Genomic DNA, 15,338 nt, shown 5'->3' on the forward strand with positions numbered 1-15,338 from the left:
AATATGGCAAGCATCATCAAGGTGGAACACCTTTCCTATATCTACAACAAGGGGATGCCCGGCGAGGTCACCGCGCTGGACGACGTCAGCTTCGAGGTGGAAGAAGGGGACTTCGTGGGCATCATCGGGGCCACCGGTTCGGGCAAAAGCACCCTGATCGGCCACATGAACGGCCTCAACCGTCCCACCAGCGGCAAAATCATCATCGATGGCCGCGACGTCTGGGAGGACCCCGCCAAAATCCGGGATTTCCGCTTCCTCACCGGCCTGGTGTTCCAGTATCCGGAGTACCAGCTGTTTGAGGAGACCTGCTATAAAGACATCGCCTTTGGTCCCAAAAACATGGGCCTGGACGACAAAGAAGTGGACCGCCGGGTGCAGGAGGCCGCCAAATTCGTAGGGCTGGACCAGGCCCTGCTCCAGCGCAGCCCCTTTGAGCTGTCGGGCGGCCAGAAGCGCCGGGTGGCGGTGGCGGGCGTCATGGCCATGGAGCCCCGCATCCTGGTGCTGGACGAGCCTGCCGCCGGCCTGGACCCCGAGGGACGGGATTCCATCCTCTCGGCCATCAAGGCCTACCACAAAAAGACCGGCACCACCGTTCTGCTGGTGTCCCACAGCATGGAGGACATTGCCCGCTATGCGGACAAGGTGCTGGTGATGGCCCAGAAGCATGTGGCCATGTACGACACGGTGGAGAATGTCTTTGCCCGGGCCCAGGAACTGCTGGCCCTGGGTCTGTCGGTGCCCCAGGTCACCAAGATTTTCCTGAAACTGCGGGAAATGGGGATTGACGTCCCGGCGGACGTCTACACCATTCCCTATGCGGTCAAGAAGATCGTGGAGGCCAAGGCCCGCCGCGACGCGGGGGAGAGCCTGACTCTGTCCCGCGCGCCCCATGCCGCCGAGAAAGGGGGCTGTGCTGAATGATTCGGGATATTACCATTGGCCAGCACTTCCCCGGCAACAGCCCGGTTCATCGCTTTGACCCCCGGCTGAAGCTGGTGCTGACCATCGTCTATATTGCGGTGCTGTTTGCCGCCTCCAACCCTCTGGGCCTGGCGCTGTCGGTGGTCTTTCTGGCCGCCATGTACCTGGTGGCCCAGATCCCCCTCAAGATGATTGGCCGGAGCCTCAAGCCCATCCTGCCCATCATCCTGTTCACCGCGGTGCTGAACGTCTTTTTCGTCAGCGGCGAGGGGGACCCGCTGTTCCAGATGGGCTTTCTGACCATCTACGCCGAGGGCGTCCGCTATGCTATCGTCATGGGCGTCCGGGTGGCGGCCCTGATTGCGGGCACCAGCCTGCTGACCTACACCACCAGCCCCATCGTCCTCACCGATGCCATCGAGGCCCTGCTGCGGCCCCTGGCCAAACTGCACTTCCCGGTGCATGAGCTGGCCATGATGATGAGCATTGCTTTGCGGTTCATCCCCACCCTGATTGAGGAGACCGACAAGATCATGAACGCCCAGAAGGCCCGCGGCGCCATGCTGGACACCGGCAAGCTCACCGACCGGGTCAAGGCCCTGGTGCCGGTGCTGATTCCGCTGTTCATCTCGGCCTTCCGCCGGGCGGACGAGCTGGCCATGGCCATGGAGTGCCGGTGCTACCGGGGCGGCGAGGGCCGTACCCGTCTGAAGGTCCTGCGGTGCTGCCGCCAGGACTATCTGGACCTGGTGTTCTGCCTGGTCTGCTTTGGGGTGATTCTGGCCTCCCGGCTGGTGTTCCCCAACTATTGATGCAGCGTTACGGGGCCCCGGGCCTGCCCGGCGGCCCTGTTTTTGGACGGGGGAGCAAATCTCCCCCTTTTCGCCCCGCATTTGTGATAGTTTGAAAGGAGGCGCGGCCTGTGACCTGGCTGTTGACACTGGCCTTTGACGGCACCGAATACTGCGGCTTTCAGGTTCAGCCCAACGGGCAGAGCGTGGCGGCTGCCTTTCAGGACGGACTGGAGGCGGTGATCGGCTTCCGCCCCGACATCAAGGGGTGCAGCCGCACCGACGCGGGGGTTCATGCGCTGGGTTTCGCCCTCAGCTTTGAGGCGGATGTGCGCATCCCGCCCGAAAAATTCCCCCTGGCCCTCAATACCAGGCTGCCCCGGGATATCCGGGTTTTGAAGGCCCGGCAGGTGCCGGACGGCTTCCACGCCCGGTACGCCGCCCACACCAAAACCTATCTCTACCGCATCCACAACAGTCCCATCGACTCCCCCTTTGAGGAGCGGTACTATTGCCGGATGCCCGGCCGCCTGGACGAGGGCCGGATGCAGCAGGCGGCGGCCCATTTCGTGGGCAAACACGATTTTCTGGCCCTGTGTGCGGCCCACAGCTCGGCGGCGGCCCACGGGGACACCGTCCGCACCATCACCGATTGTCAGGTGACCCGGCAGGGGGATACCGTCAGCATCACGGTGACCGCCGACGGCTACCTGTACAATATGGTCCGGATTCTGGCCGGCACCCTCTGCGAGGTGGGAGCGGGCCGGATGGACCCCGACGCGGTGCCGGCCATTCTGGCCAGCCGCGACCGCAAAAACGCCGGGCCTACCCTGCCGGCTAAGGGGTTGTTTTTGCACCATGTGGATTATGGCGTGCTGTAACTGAGTACAGCCGCAAGGAAAGGAAGCAGAGGGATGAGAAAGACCGGCCGGAGCGCCCGCAGAGAGGAGATGTCTGCGGGGCGGATCGAATACATCGAGGCGGCCCGCCAGCGCCTGCGGAACCGCCGTTTGCGGCGCACCGCCCTGCTGGTGATTCTGGTGGCGGCAATGGTCATCTACCTCACCGGCGTGGTGAATACCTCGGTGATGGCGCTGGAGGACTTCGCCGACACGGTGCGGATTGCCCTGATGCCGGAGCGGGGGTTCCCCCAGCAGACCGGCACCGGAGCGGTGTATCAGGTGGAGGCCCTGGGAGGCAGCTTTGTGGTGCTGGGGGAGGACGGCTGCGCCGTCTACTCCAACAGCGGCGCCCGCCTCAACAACATCGGCACCGGCTATGCCCGGCCGGCCCTGGCGGCAGGGAAAAACAGCTTTGTACTGTACAACCGCTCGGGCAGTGAGCTGCGGGTGGAGAGCCGCACCCGGGAACTGTACACCCGCCAGACCGGCGGGGGGATTTTCCTCTGCGCCCTCAGCAACGGGGGCGAGCTGGCGGTGGTCACCGACGACGTCCGCAAGCTGGCCCTGCTGACGGTCTACGACAACGCCCGGGATGAGATGCTGACCTGGAGCCTCACCACCACCGAGGGCATCCCCATGCGGATGGCCTTTTCGCCCGACGGCACCCAGCTGGCGGTGGCCACCGTCACCGCCCAGGATGGACAGGTGGTGTCCAACCTGTATCTGCTGAACCTGCGGGTGGGTGAACCCCAGCTGCTGGCCGCCGAGGCGGGCAGCATGCCGCTGGAACTGGAATGGCAGTCCAATGCCCGGCTGCTGGCGGTCTATGACAGCCACGCGGCCCTCTATGGCTCGGACGGCAGCGCCCAGGGCCGCCGGGACTTCGGCGGCGCGGCGGTGGCGGGTCTGTCCACCGCCAACGGCGGATTGGCGGTGCTGTTCGGCAGCGGACAGTCCAGCAGCGTGGTGCTGATGGACAGCGGACTCAACATCCAGTATGAGGGCACCGTCCCCACCGCCCACGGCATCGCCCGGGGCACCGACGCCTTCTACCTGCTCTGCGACAGCTCGGTGGAATGCTTCGGGATGGACGGCACCTATCAGTGGAGCGTTCCGCTGTCGGCCCGGCCCCACGCCATGCTGGCAAACAGCAGCGGGCTGTATGTCTTTACCGACAACATGGTCCAGCGGATCACCCCGCCGGACACCTCCGGGGATGCGGCCTCGTCGGAGGCATCGGCTGCCCCTGCGGCGTGAGGCGGCCGGGGTAAATGGGCTGCTTTGGGGAAACATTGGAGGAGGGTATGCCGGCTGGAGTGCCTTTTGGCACTCTGACACCTTGTCTGATAAAGAATTTCGTCTATGTTCATGAATCCGTCATTTCTTTTTGATATTATTTGTACGGCAGTCTGGTTGGGCCTTGCCATTCACTACGCCCGCAAAGGACTGTTGGCCGCCGTGGTTCAGATCGGCGGCAACCTGCTGAGCCTGATCGGGGCCCATCAGCTGGCATCCTGGGGATCGGGCGCCCTGTTCGACCGGTTCTTTGCCGGCAGTTTTCGGGAGCGGATCGCCGTCAGCCTGTCGGAGGGCGGCGCCGTGGACCTCAACCGGATCGCCCAGCAGTACGCGGGCTTTCTGCCCGAGAGCATCCGCCGCCAGGTGGTGGAGGCCTGCCAGCGGGCGCTGGACGGCCTTTTGACCGACAACGCCCTGGTGGTGGCGGACACCATCGTTCAGGATGTGATTCGTCCGCTGTTGACGCCGGTTTTCTCGCTGGTGTTGTTTTTTCTTTGCTTTGCCGCCCTGCGGATGCTCATCAGCCTCCTGGTCACGGTGCTGGGCCTGGTGAATCATCTGCCGGTGCTGGGCGCCGTCAACCGCACCCTGGGCATGGTGGTGGGAGCCCTGGCAGGCCTCGCCGATGTGTTCCTGGGAATGTGCGTGGTCTGGGCGCTGATGATTATTTCGGGGGGCAATCTGCCCCTCCTCAACGAGGCTGCCCTGGGCGGGAGCCTCTGGTACCAACTTTTCAACCAGATCAACCCGTTTGTATAGTTTACAGGAGGGGGAGGGTTTCACGATGGAAGGAGACGCTATGACTTGCGTTCGATGCAAAAAGAGACCGGCAATCATCTTCGTCCAGCGGATGGAGAACGGGCAGATGAAGCAGGAGGGCTATTGCCTCCGCTGTGCCCGTGAAATGCACATCAAGCCGGTGGAAGATATGATGAAGCGGCTGGGCCTGTCCGACCAGGACATGGACAGCATGGAAGACCGGATGGACAGCCTGATGGAAGAGATGGGCGAAGGGGCCAACCCCCTGGCCATGATGATGGGCATGTCCCCCGACGAGGGCAGCGAGGAAGGCGGAGACGACGGCTTTGTGCCGGGCGGCAACGCGACTTTCCCCCTGAGCATGACCGGGCAGGATGACCAGAACGGTTCCGGCAATGCCGGCGGCAAAAACAACAAGAGCGGCAAAAAGCCGCCCCGCCGCAAGTTCCTGGACACCTACTGCGAGAACCTCACCGCCAAGGCCCGGGACGGCCGGCTGGATGATATCATCGGCCGGGACCGGGAGATCTACCGCACCATTCAGATCCTGTCCCGCCGCCAGAAGAACAACCCCTGTCTGATCGGCGAGGCCGGCGTGGGCAAGACCGCCATCGCCGAGGGCATCGCCGAGCGGATCGCCCGGGGCCAGGTGCCGGCCCAGCTGAAGGACAAGGAAATCTATCTGCTGGACCTGACCGCCCTGGTGGCGGGCACCCAGTTCCGCGGACAGTTTGAGCAGCGGGTCAAGGGCCTGCTGAACGAAGTGCGTCAGGCGGGCAATGTGATCCTGTTCATCGACGAGATTCACACCATCACCGCCGCCGGCGAGAGCGAGGGCGCCATGAATGCGGGCAATATCCTCAAGCCCGCCCTCTCCCGCGGGGAGATTCAGGTCATCGGCGCCACCACCTTTGCCGAGTACCGCAAGTATATCGAGAAGGACCAGGCCCTGGAGCGCCGATTCCAGCCGGTGCGGGTGGAGGAGCCCAGCATTTCGGACACCATCGCCGTCATGAACGGCATCAAGCGCTATTATGAGAACTATCACCATGTGCAGGTTCCTGCCGCGGTGGTCAGCGCAGCCGTCACCCTGTCGGAGCGGTATATTACCGACCGCTATCTGCCCGACAAGGCCATCGACCTGCTGGACGAGGCTTGCGCCTGCTGCAACCTGGCTCACCCTGAGATTTCCGCCTATCTGGAAGCCCAGAAGGAGCTGGAAACCCTGAAGCAGGAGGAGGCCGACATGGAGTCGGCGGGCACCGACGAGGCCATCGACTATGAGCGGGTGGCCGAGCGCAAGACCCGCATTGCCCAGCTGGAGGCCGATCTGCCGGCCCGTCAGGCCGCAGCCAGCGAGATCGCCGTGTCGATGGAGGATCTGGCCCGGGTCATCGAGCTGTGGACCGGCATTCCGGCGGTGAAGATTCGGGAGACCGAGTACGTCCGCCTGGCCGGCCTGGAAGACGAGCTGAAAAAGAAGATCATCGGCCAGGACGAGGCTGTCCACCTGGTGGCCCAGGCCGTCAAGCGGAGCCGCGCCGACCTGGCCGGCCGCCGCCGTCCCGCCAGCTTCATCTTTGTGGGCCCCACCGGCGTGGGCAAGACCGAGCTGGTGAAGCAGCTGGCCAGCCAGCTGTTCGCCGGTCCCGACCCGCTGATCCGGCTGGACATGAGCGAATATATGGAGAAGTACGCCGTCTCCCGGATGATCGGCTCGCCTCCGGGCTATGTGGGCTATGAAGAGGCCGGCCAGCTGACCGAAAAGGTCCGCCGCCGCCCCTACAGCGTGGTTCTCTTTGACGAGATCGAGAAGGCCCACCCCGATGTGCTGAACATCCTGCTTCAGATTCTGGACGAGGGCAAGATCAACGACGCCCAGGGCCGGACGGTGGATTTCTCCAACACCGTCATCTGCATGACCTCCAACGCCGGCTCTTCCGAGCAGGGCACCGGCGGTCTGGGCTTCAACAAGAGCGCCGAGGAGATGAACAAGGACAAGACCATGAAGGCCCTGCGCCAGTTCCTGCGCCCTGAGTTCCTGGGCCGTGTGGACGAAATCGTGGTCTTCAAGTCCCTGAGCGACGAGACCCTGGAGGGGATCGCCGGCCTGATGCTGGAGGAGTACCGCCCCGGCATGGAGGCCAAGGGCATCGCCTACAGCTATACCCCGGCAGCCGTCAAGGCTCTGGTGGCCCAGTGCGAGGGCGGCAGGTTCGGCGCCCGGGACCTGCGGCGGATCATCCGCAAGCAGGTGGAGGACGAGGCAGCCACCCGCATCATCGACGGCCTGCTCACCAGCGGCGGCAGCCTGACGGTGGACGCCGAGGACGGCAAGATCGTCCTGAAATAACCAACCGACACAAAAGGACCTGTCCCTTCCGGGACAGGTCCTTTTTGGTTCGATTATGCGGTTTCGCTGGCGGATTTGTAAATACCAAAGGTTGTGTCGGGCTCGGGCATATCCACCCGGGAAGCCCGGTCGTTGACCGCCAGCATCAGGGCGGCCATCACCCCAAAGACGACGACCACAATCAGCCATTTCATCCAGTTGGGCAGATGGTTCATGGTTTGACTTCCTTTCTCATTGGGGGCGGCAGCGGCGGCGGGCCTGATTCAGCAGGCGGCCGGCCTCGGTGACGTCCAGGGTGCGGACCAGGCCGCCGGTCCGTTCCACGGCGCCGGGGCCGGTGTTGCCCTCCTCCACAAAGGTGGATTTGTCCCAGTCGGAACGGCCGTTCCAGGCGCAGAAGCCGGCCGGGGCGATGTGCTGGCCCAGACGGCATTCCAGGACGGCGGTTTTGCCGGCGGGCCGCCAGGGCCGGCCCAGATAGACGCTGCCGGCGGGGCAGTCCGACACAAAGTCACAGTCCCAGAAGACAAAGCCCAGCCCGTCGGGGGCGGTGGAGGGGGCGGTGACGTAGCCGCGGCAGCTGCCCTCGCCGTTGTCCACCGAGCGGAGGGTGCACTGTTCAAAGAGGGCGTCTCCGCCGCCAAAGATGAAATCAATATCACCGGCGATCTCGCAGCCCTGGTAATACTGGGCGCTGGGCCGGCGGGGTGCAAAGACCCGGGGCCCCAGGAAGCCGTCCTTCTCCCGCTCTTTTTCGGGCAGGGGAGCGCAGAACAGGGTGTCCTGGTTGCCCAGCAGCCGCACCCGGCGGAACACCGCCTGCTGGCTGTCCACATAGGCCGCGATGGCCTGACCGGCCTGTGCGCCGGGGCCCGCGTCATTTTCGATGGTCAGATCTTCCACCGTCACCTGGCCGCCGCTGAAAAAGGCAGTCCAGCTGCGGAAGGTGTGGGTGGGCCGCCCGTCCATGTGGGGCAGCTTGCCGCCGTCCCCCCAGACCAAGCGGGTTTTGCCCATGCCGGCGCCTCTGAGGGTGATCTGCTGTTTTTCGCACACCAGCTTTTCACGGTAGGTGCCCGGCCCGATCAAAATTTCGGCGGGCAGATCATAGGGTACGGCCTGGACGGCTTCGCCGATGGTGGCAAAGTCGCCGCTGCCGTCCCGCGCAACAGTGATGGTAAGCATGTCAGCCTCCCCGGGCCCGGGCGCAGGACACGCCGGGGCCCTCTGTGTGATGTGGGATGAGTACGAATGCCAATAGTATACAACAACCGGACCGCAGAATGCAATACGTCCGGGGGAGAGGCTTAGTGCTCGCCGGCGGGGGGCTTCATGATGAACCAGAAGGTGGAACCCTTGCCCGGCGTGCTCTGGACCCCGAAGCGGAAGCCGTGCTGTTCAAAGATGGCCTTGGTAATGGACAGGCCCAGGCCGGTGCCGGCCTTGCCGGCGTCGGAGCGGGAGCGGTAGTACCGCTCGAAGATATAGGGCAGGTCCTCGGCCGAGATGCCGGGGCCGTGGTCCTCCACCTCCACCCGGACCCCTTCCTCACAGGGCATGGCCCGCAGCACAAAGACGCCGTCGGGGCCGATGTGGTGCATGGCGTTGCCCAGCAGGTTGTGGAGGGCCCGCTCGATCATGGTGGGATCGGCGAACACTTCCAGGGGCTGGTCAGGGAGCTCCAGCTGGAGGGTCCAGCCGTTCTGGGCGCAGACGGCGTCGTAGCGCTCGCTGACCTCGTCGCACAGCTGGCCCATGTCAAAGCGGACCATCTCGCACTTGTCGGCGCCGCTGGTCACCTTGCTCAGCTCCATGACGCTGGACACCAGGGCGGTTAGACGGTCGGTCTCGTCCACAATGATGTTCAGCTGCTCGTCCCGATGGGGCTTGTCGTCGCCGGTGATGTCGCGCACCGTCTCGGCATAGCCCTTGATGAGGGTGAGGGGGGTGCGCAGGTCGTGGGAGACGTTGGCCAGCAGGTCGCGCTGCATCTGGGCCGCCCGCTGGACCTCCCGGGCCATGTGGTTGAAGTCCTCGGCCAGGGTGCCCAGCTCGTCCCGCCGGTTGGGCTCCACATGGACCGAATAGTCTCCCTGGGCCACCTGGCGGGCCGCGGCGGACAGTTCCCGCAGGGGGCGGGTGAACCACTGGCTGAACAGCCAGGCCGCCGCCAGGGCAAAGGCAAACACCAGGATGGCGATGAGGGGCAGCATGTCGCTGAGCACCTGTCCGGCCTCGGCCACATGGACCAGGCTGGTGGAAACCAGCACCGAATAGGTCCCGTCCAGGCTCATCCGGCCCACCACCACCTGGGAGGAACCGCCGCTGGTGTTCAGCACCTGGAGCCAGCTGCCGTTGGAACGGCAGGCCCGGCGCATCTCAATGACGGTGGATTTGTCCCAGGAAAAGCTGCTGCTGTCCGACTTGGAGGACAGGGTGCTGTTGTGGAGCAGGCAGGGGTAGAGGTTTTCGATGGTGATGACGCTGCGGAGGGTGGAGTCGGAGATGTCCACACAGAAGTTGGTCAGCTGGGTGTTGGCCGAAAGGCTCTCATACAGCTTGGTGCGGAAGGTGCTGTCCACCATCAGGATGCCGAAATCCCAGCTGGAAATGATGCCGCCCTCGTCCTGGGTATCCTGAATGAGGGTGACGATCTCGTCGGCCTGGTCGGCCAGCTGGTTTTCAATGCGGCGGTTGTAGAGGGGCTCCAGCAGCTGGGTGGACAAAAACCAGTACAGCCCCAGCAGCAGAAGGCAGATGAAGGCGAGGAACAGCATCAGCTGGGCGCGGATGCCTGGGGTGGCGGCCCGGGGCGGTTTGAGGCGGTGCATGGATTACCGGTGGGCGTCGGGGTCGAACTTATAGCCGATGCCCCAGACGGTCACAATGTAACTGCGGCAGGCCCCCAGATGCCCGCGCAGCATCTTGACGTGGGTGTCCACGGTGCGGTCCTCGCCGAAATAGTCGTAGTTCCAAACCTTCTGCAGAATTTTCTCACGGGAGAGGGCGATCCCCTTGTTGGAGGCCAAAAAGACCAGCAGGTCAAACTCCTTGGGGGTGAGGCTGACTTCCTCGCCGCCCACCTTGACGGTGTGGCTGGCGGTGTCGATGGACAGCTCCCCAAAGGTCATGACGGTGGCGGCGGTGTCGGGATGGGCCAGGGTGCGGTTGAGCACCGCCTTGACCCGGGCCACCAGCTCCCGGGGGGAGAAGGGCTTGACCACATAGTCGTCCGCGCCGCCCTCCAGGCCGGCCAGCTTGTCGTATTCCTCGCCGCGGGCGGTCAGGATGATGACGGGGGTGTTGATGTGGCGGCTGCGCATTTCCCGCAGGCAGGTCATGCCGTCCATAAAGGGCATCATCAGGTCCAGAATCACCAGGTCGTAGCTGGAGCTGGTGACCTGGGCCAGAGCGGCCGAGCCGTCGGCGGCCTCTTCGCAGGTGTAGCCTGCGTACTGCAGGTGCTCCCGGATCAGTTCCCGGATGCGGGGTTCGTCGTCGACGATCAATATCTTAGCCATAGGGCGGGGGTCCTCCATTTCTGATGTTGAAATGCCCGGCCGGGGCGGCCGGACCCATTTCACAATATCTTATCACAATTACATAATAATACGGAAAATGTGAAGAAGTGTGAACTTTGGGTGAATCCTTTGGAAAAGATGAGATGAGCTGTCTTCATTGTAGCACAGCCGCCGGGGACGGCGCAATCCAAAATCCCGGCCGCACTTGCGCCGGAGGGCCCAGATGCGGTATACTAAAGCCGACTACTCTTTCTGCCGCGCCCGCGGCCCGGAAGGCAAAAGAAAGGAACCACATCCATGCGTTTGGGACTGACAGAAATTGTATTGATCCTGTTCATCGTTCTGGTGATTTTCGGGCCGGGGCTTTTCGCCTGGCTGTCCCGGTATTCCCGCCGGTTCCAGGCCAGCCGCGCCGAGGAGGCGCGCCGCCGTGCCGCCTGGGAGGAAGCCCGGCGGGCCCGGCGGGATTTCATCCTGCACCGGTTCCAGGTGGCGGCTGCCGTGTTCGCCCTGCTGATGGCGGCGGCTCTGGTGTATACGCTGGGGTTCCGCCCCATTGAGGCCGAACCCCATAGCTACACCCTGCCCGCCGCCCAGGCGCCCCAGGGCGGGGCATCGGTGGCCGAGACGGCCTCCCTGACCCTGGAGGGCTACCAGACCCCCGACTGCATCCAGGTGGAGGACGGCTGGATCTATCTGGCCGCCCGGCCCCAGGAGGGCCAGGGCAGCACCCTGCTGCGGATGCGGGAGGACGGCACTGGCCTGACGGTGGTGCTGACCGAAAAAGGGGTCGTCACCTCCTTTGCCTTTGACGGGGAGGGGGATATCTGGTACACCCGCCTCACCGATGAGGGCGGAGCCCTCTGCCGGGTGTCCCACGACGACTGGGGCGCCGCCACCGAACAGGTGGTGAACCAGATCGACGGCCGGGCCCTGTCCTACCCGGCGGCGGTGACGGTGGACGCGGCGGGCAAGGTGTATTTCACCGAGGCGGTCCGCCTGACCCCCAAAGCCGGCACCATGGAGGAAGCCCTGCGGGCTGAGCTGATCGGCCATACCGCCACCGGCTGGGTCTATGTCTATGACCCGGCGGCCCGGACGGTGCAGCCGGTGCTGGGTGAAGTGGCCGGCGCGGCCGGGCTGGCCCTGGCCCCCGACGGCGAGACCCTCTATGTGGCCGACCTGGCCAGCCGCTGCATCTGGGCGGTGGACCCCGCCAGCCGGGACCTGACCGCCGGCGGCAAGGGCTGCACACTCTTTGCGGGGGACCTGCCCGGCTATCCCGCCGCCCTGACGGCGGACGCCGACGGCAGCGTCTATGCGGCCTATCGCTGGAACCAGGCGGACTGGCTGGAAAGCCGGGCCCAGGACCCGGGCCTGCGGGGGATTGCTGCCCGCCTGCCCCGGGGGGTTCAGCAGGGGCTGTTTGGAGACAGCGCCACCGCGGCCCAGAGCTTTGACGCCGACGGAAATCTGGAGGCGGCCTATGCCTCCGACGACGTGGCGGGCTGGGCGGCGGCCGCCAGCGGCAATCGCTTGTATATGTCTGGTACAGACCGGGATGTTTATTACTTCCGGTTTTGAGAAAAGAGGCGTTTTTGTATGACGGAACAAGAAAAGATGGAGATCACCGCCCAGGCGCGGCAGGCTGTGGAGGAATTGCTGGCTCAGGCCAACCTCCGGCCGGGGGACGTGTTTGTGGTGGGCTGTTCCTCCAGTGAGATTGTGGGAGGCCACATCGGCCACGACAGCAGCATGGAGGCGGCCGCCGCCGTCTACGAGGGCATTGCGCCGGTGCTGGCCCAGCGGGGCGTCTGGCTGGCAGCCCAGTGCTGCGAACACCTGAACCGGGCCATCATCCTGGAACGGCAGGCCGCCGAGGCCCACGGCTGGGAGGAAGTCTGCGTGGTGCCCCGGCCCCATGCCGGCGGCAGCTGGGCCACCACCTGCTGGAAGCACTTTGAACACCCGGTGGCGGTGGAAGCCATCCGGGCCCACGCGGGCATGGACATTGGCGGCACCCTGATCGGGATGCACCTGCGGGCAGTGGCGGTGCCGGTGCGGCTGTCGCTGGACCACATTGGCCGCGCCATTCTGCTCTGCGCCCGCACCCGCCCCAAGCTGATCGGCGGGGAACGGGCCAAATACACCGAGGAGGACTGAGACAAGCTATGCCGGAACGGAATTTGGAACAAATGGCCCAGGCGGTGGCGGAGATTCGCCGCCGGATGGATGACGCAGCCCGCCAGGCCGGGCGGGACCCGGCCAGCGTCCAGCTGTGCGCCGCCTGCAAGACCCATACCCCTGAGACCATCGCCCTGAGCGCCCAGCTGCCCATCGATCTGTTTGGGGAAAACCATGTGCAGGAGTTGTGCGTCAACTACGACGCCGGGGCCTACTGCGGCAAGCCGGCCCACTTCATCGGCCACCTGCAGACCAATAAGATCAAGAAGGTGCTGGGCCGGGCCTCTCTGATCCAGAGCGTGGACAGTGAACGGCTGGTGCTGGCGCTGGAAAAGGAGGCCGCCAAGCTGGACCTGGTCCAGGATATCCTGCTGGAAGTGAACATCGGGGAGGAGGCCAGCAAGACCGGCGTCCCGCCCGAAGCCCTGTGGGCCCTGCTGGATACGGCGGCGGCCCAGCCCCATCTGCGGGTCAAGGGTCTGATGGCCATTCCCCCGGTGAACGAGGACGACGACGTCAACCGCGCCCTGCTGGCGCAGGTGTATAAGCTGTTCGTCCGGGCCGGGGAGCGGGGCTATGACAACGTAAAGATGGAAACCCTCTCCATGGGGATGAGCGGCGACTATGAGAACGCCATCCGGGAAGGGGCTACCCTGGTGCGGATCGGCACCGCCATCTACGGCGCCCGGGACTATGGCACCCGCTGAAACCGGGCATTTGAGGGGATGAAAGGAAAACGGTTTGTAAAACCGACGGGAGAAACAACATGGTGGATTTGAAAGATGTGGAAAAACCCAAGTATGGGGACCCCAACGCCCGGCATACGTCGGCGGCCCGGCTGCTGGGGCGGTTCTGGCCCTATGAGCGGAAGTACTGGCGGACCATGGTCTTTGACCTGTTCTGCGCGGCCCTGACCTGTATCTGCGACCTGGTGCTGCCCCTGATTCTGCGGTATATCACCAACACCGCCGTCAACGACCTGGCGGCCCTGACGGTGGGGGTGGTGCTCAAGCTGGGCTTTGTCTACTTTGTGCTGCGGCTGATCGACGGCCTGGCGGCCTACTATATGGCCGACATGGGCCATGTGATGGGCGTCTACATTGAGACGGATATGCGGCGGGATGCCTTTGCCCACCTGCAGCGGCTCAGCGTGGCCTATTACTCCAACAACAAGATTGGCCAGATCATGGGCCGGATCACCAACGACCTGTTTGACGTCACCGAGTTCGCCCACCACTGCCCCGAGGAGTTCTTCATCGCGGCGGTGAAGATTGTGGCCAGCTTCATCATCCTGAGCCGGTACAGCTTGGGCCTGACCGCCCTGCTGTTCCTCTGCCTGCCCCTGATGGCGGTGGTGTCCATCAAGCTGAATACCCGGCTGCGGGCCACCCAGCGGGCCCAGCGGGTCCAGGTGGGCGAGCTCAACGCCCAGATCGAGGAGAGCCTGCTGGGCGAGCGGGTGGTCAAGGCCTTCTGCGCCGAAAAGACCGAGAACGAAAAGTTCGAGGCCGGCAACGGCACCTTCCAGCGGCTGAAAAAGAACAGCTACCGGGTGATGGCGGCCTTCCAGACCTCCACCCGGATGTTCGACGGCCTGATGTATCTGGTGACCATCCTGGGCGGCGGCATCTTTGTGGTGAAGGGCTGGATTACCCCCGGCGACCTGGTGGCCTATTCCCTGTACGTCTCCACCCTGATCGCCACCATCCGCCGGATTGTGGAGTTTGCCGAGCAGTTCCAGCGGGGAATGACCGGCATCGAGCGGTTCTTTGAGATTCTGGACACCCCGGTGGATATCCAGGACGCCCCCGGCGCCGGTCCCCTGAAGCCGGGCCCCGGACAGATCCGTCTGGAGCACGTCAGCTTTGAGTACCCCGACGACCACAACAAGGTCCTGCGGAACGTCAGCATTGACATCCCGGCGGGCCAGCGGCTGGCCCTGGTGGGCCCCTCCGGCGGCGGCAAGACCACCCTGTGCAATCTGATTCCCCGGTTCTACGACGTGACCGCCGGCAAGATTTTCATTGACGACCAGGACATCCGCAAGGTGACCCTGGAAAGCCTCCGGGGCGCCATTGGCATCGTCCAGCAGGACGTCTACCTGTTCAGCGGGACGGTGGCCGAGAACATCGCCTACGGCAAGCCGGGAGCCACCCGGGAGGAAATCGCCCAGGCCGCCCGTCTGGCCGGAGCGGAAAAGTTCATCCTGGCCCTGAAAGACGGCTACGACACCTATGTGGGCGAGCGGGGCGTCAAGCTGTCGGGCGGCCAGAAACAGCGGCTGTCCATCGCCCGGGTGTTCCTGAAAAACCCGCCCATCCTGATTCTGGATGAGGCCACCAGCGCCCTGGACAACGAGAGCGAAATCCTGGTGGGCCAGAGCCTGGAAAAGCTGGCCCATGGCCGCACCACCCTGACCATCGCCCACCGCCTCACCACCATCAAGGACTACGACCGGATTCTGGTTCTGGGGTCGGAGGGGATTCTGGAGGACGGCACCCACGAGGAACTGCTGGCAAAACAGGGGATTTATTACCGCCTGTGGAACCAGCTGCCCGGGGACGACCTTCTGTCTTGAAAACAACAGCGGAGCCTTCTGTAA

The 15,338-nt window shown here is 64.4% G+C and carries 14 protein-coding genes; 10 read left to right on the forward strand and 4 right to left on the reverse strand.

Annotated elements, in window-relative coordinates; translation table 11 throughout:
* Positions 1-3: 3 nt before the first annotated feature.
* The 6 genes from B5G28_RS03235 (at position 4) to B5G28_RS03260 (ending at position 7,031) form a co-directional block, all read left to right on the forward strand.
* A complete protein-coding gene (locus B5G28_RS03235; RefSeq protein WP_087246298.1) occupies positions 4-927 on the forward strand; it encodes an energy-coupling factor transporter ATPase in 924 nt (307 codons plus the stop codon).
* Positions 924-1,739, forward strand: a complete 816-nt coding sequence (locus B5G28_RS03240; protein WP_087246299.1) for an energy-coupling factor transporter transmembrane component T — start codon at positions 924-926, stop codon at positions 1,737-1,739. Before B5G28_RS03235 ends, B5G28_RS03240 begins: the two co-directional genes overlap by 4 nt.
* A 110-nt stretch (positions 1,740-1,849) precedes the next feature.
* Positions 1,850-2,599: a tRNA pseudouridine(38-40) synthase TruA gene (truA, locus tag B5G28_RS03245; protein ID WP_087246300.1), complete on the forward strand. Its 750-nt coding sequence runs from the start codon at positions 1,850-1,852 to the stop codon at positions 2,597-2,599.
* A gap of 33 nt (positions 2,600-2,632) precedes the next feature.
* Entirely contained in the window at positions 2,633-3,877 is a 1,245-nt protein-coding gene (locus B5G28_RS03250; RefSeq protein WP_204228801.1) for a DUF5711 family protein, read from the forward strand.
* A gap of 156 nt (positions 3,878-4,033) precedes the next feature.
* Positions 4,034-4,678 (forward strand): hypothetical protein, encoded by a 645-nt coding sequence (locus tag B5G28_RS03255; RefSeq protein WP_242956752.1) that lies wholly within the window; start codon positions 4,034-4,036, stop codon positions 4,676-4,678.
* Positions 4,679-4,718: 40 nt separating this feature from the next.
* Complete coding sequence (locus B5G28_RS03260; RefSeq protein ID WP_087246302.1) at positions 4,719-7,031, forward strand: ATP-dependent Clp protease ATP-binding subunit; 2,313 nt, start codon at positions 4,719-4,721, stop codon at positions 7,029-7,031.
* Between the two features lie 53 nt (positions 7,032-7,084).
* Here B5G28_RS03260 and B5G28_RS14790 read toward each other — a convergent pair whose 3' ends face one another.
* From B5G28_RS14790 to B5G28_RS03275, 4 genes are all read right to left on the reverse strand, one after another.
* A complete protein-coding gene (locus tag B5G28_RS14790; RefSeq protein WP_204228802.1) occupies positions 7,085-7,246 on the reverse strand; it encodes a hypothetical protein in 162 nt (53 codons plus the stop codon).
* A gap of 16 nt (positions 7,247-7,262) precedes the next feature.
* Positions 7,263-8,216 (reverse strand): pectinesterase family protein, encoded by a 954-nt coding sequence (locus tag B5G28_RS03265; RefSeq protein ID WP_087246303.1) that lies wholly within the window; start codon positions 8,214-8,216, stop codon positions 7,263-7,265.
* A 122-nt stretch (positions 8,217-8,338) separates the two neighbouring features.
* Positions 8,339-9,862, reverse strand: coding sequence for a HAMP domain-containing sensor histidine kinase (locus B5G28_RS03270; protein WP_087246304.1), 1,524 nt, complete (start codon positions 9,860-9,862; stop codon positions 8,339-8,341).
* Between the two features lie 3 nt (positions 9,863-9,865).
* Positions 9,866-10,552: a response regulator transcription factor gene (locus B5G28_RS03275; RefSeq protein ID WP_087246305.1), complete on the reverse strand. Its 687-nt coding sequence runs from the start codon at positions 10,550-10,552 to the stop codon at positions 9,866-9,868.
* Positions 10,553-10,849: 297 nt separating this feature from the next.
* Here B5G28_RS03275 and B5G28_RS03280 point away from each other — a divergent pair, with 297 nt between their 5' ends.
* From B5G28_RS03280 to B5G28_RS03295, 4 genes are all read left to right on the forward strand, one after another.
* Complete coding sequence (locus B5G28_RS03280; protein WP_087246306.1) at positions 10,850-12,136, forward strand: SMP-30/gluconolactonase/LRE family protein; 1,287 nt, start codon at positions 10,850-10,852, stop codon at positions 12,134-12,136.
* Between the two features lie 18 nt (positions 12,137-12,154).
* Entirely contained in the window at positions 12,155-12,715 is a 561-nt protein-coding gene (locus B5G28_RS03285) for a TIGR01440 family protein (protein ID WP_087246307.1), read from the forward strand.
* 8 nt (positions 12,716-12,723) lie between these two features.
* Positions 12,724-13,443: a YggS family pyridoxal phosphate-dependent enzyme gene (locus B5G28_RS03290; RefSeq protein ID WP_087246308.1), complete on the forward strand. Its 720-nt coding sequence runs from the start codon at positions 12,724-12,726 to the stop codon at positions 13,441-13,443.
* A 176-nt stretch (positions 13,444-13,619) separates the two neighbouring features.
* Positions 13,620-15,314: an ABC transporter ATP-binding protein gene (locus B5G28_RS03295; RefSeq protein ID WP_242967449.1), complete on the forward strand. Its 1,695-nt coding sequence runs from the start codon at positions 13,620-13,622 to the stop codon at positions 15,312-15,314.
* Positions 15,315-15,338: the final 24 nt, after the last annotated feature.

The organism is Faecalibacterium sp. An77, from assembly GCF_002161315.1.
Lineage (GTDB): Bacteria > Bacillota > Clostridia > Oscillospirales > Ruminococcaceae > Faecalibacterium.

Excerpts from the sequence above, each read along its gene's own strand:
- B5G28_RS03235 (WP_087246298.1), top strand. The coding sequence starts at position 4 with ATGGCAAGCATCATCAAGGTGGAACACCTTTCCTATATCTACAACAAG.
- B5G28_RS03240 (WP_087246299.1), top strand. The coding sequence starts at position 924 with ATGATTCGGGATATTACCATTGGCCAGCACTTCCCCGGCAACAGCCCG.
- B5G28_RS03250 (WP_204228801.1), top strand. The coding sequence starts at position 2,633 with ATGAGAAAGACCGGCCGGAGCGCCCGCAGAGAGGAGATGTCTGCGGGG.
- B5G28_RS03260 (WP_087246302.1), top strand. The coding sequence starts at position 4,719 with ATGACTTGCGTTCGATGCAAAAAGAGACCGGCAATCATCTTCGTCCAG.
- B5G28_RS14790 (WP_204228802.1), bottom strand. The coding sequence starts at position 7,246 with ATGAACCATCTGCCCAACTGGATGAAATGGCTGATTGTGGTCGTCGTC.
- B5G28_RS03265 (WP_087246303.1), bottom strand. The coding sequence starts at position 8,216 with ATGCTTACCATCACTGTTGCGCGGGACGGCAGCGGCGACTTTGCCACC.
- B5G28_RS03270 (WP_087246304.1), bottom strand. The coding sequence starts at position 9,862 with ATGCACCGCCTCAAACCGCCCCGGGCCGCCACCCCAGGCATCCGCGCC.
- B5G28_RS03275 (WP_087246305.1), bottom strand. The coding sequence starts at position 10,552 with ATGGCTAAGATATTGATCGTCGACGACGAACCCCGCATCCGGGAACTG.
- B5G28_RS03280 (WP_087246306.1), top strand. The coding sequence starts at position 10,850 with ATGCGTTTGGGACTGACAGAAATTGTATTGATCCTGTTCATCGTTCTG.
- B5G28_RS03285 (WP_087246307.1), top strand. The coding sequence starts at position 12,155 with ATGACGGAACAAGAAAAGATGGAGATCACCGCCCAGGCGCGGCAGGCT.
- B5G28_RS03290 (WP_087246308.1), top strand. The coding sequence starts at position 12,724 with ATGCCGGAACGGAATTTGGAACAAATGGCCCAGGCGGTGGCGGAGATT.
- B5G28_RS03295 (WP_242967449.1), top strand. The coding sequence starts at position 13,620 with ATGGTCTTTGACCTGTTCTGCGCGGCCCTGACCTGTATCTGCGACCTG.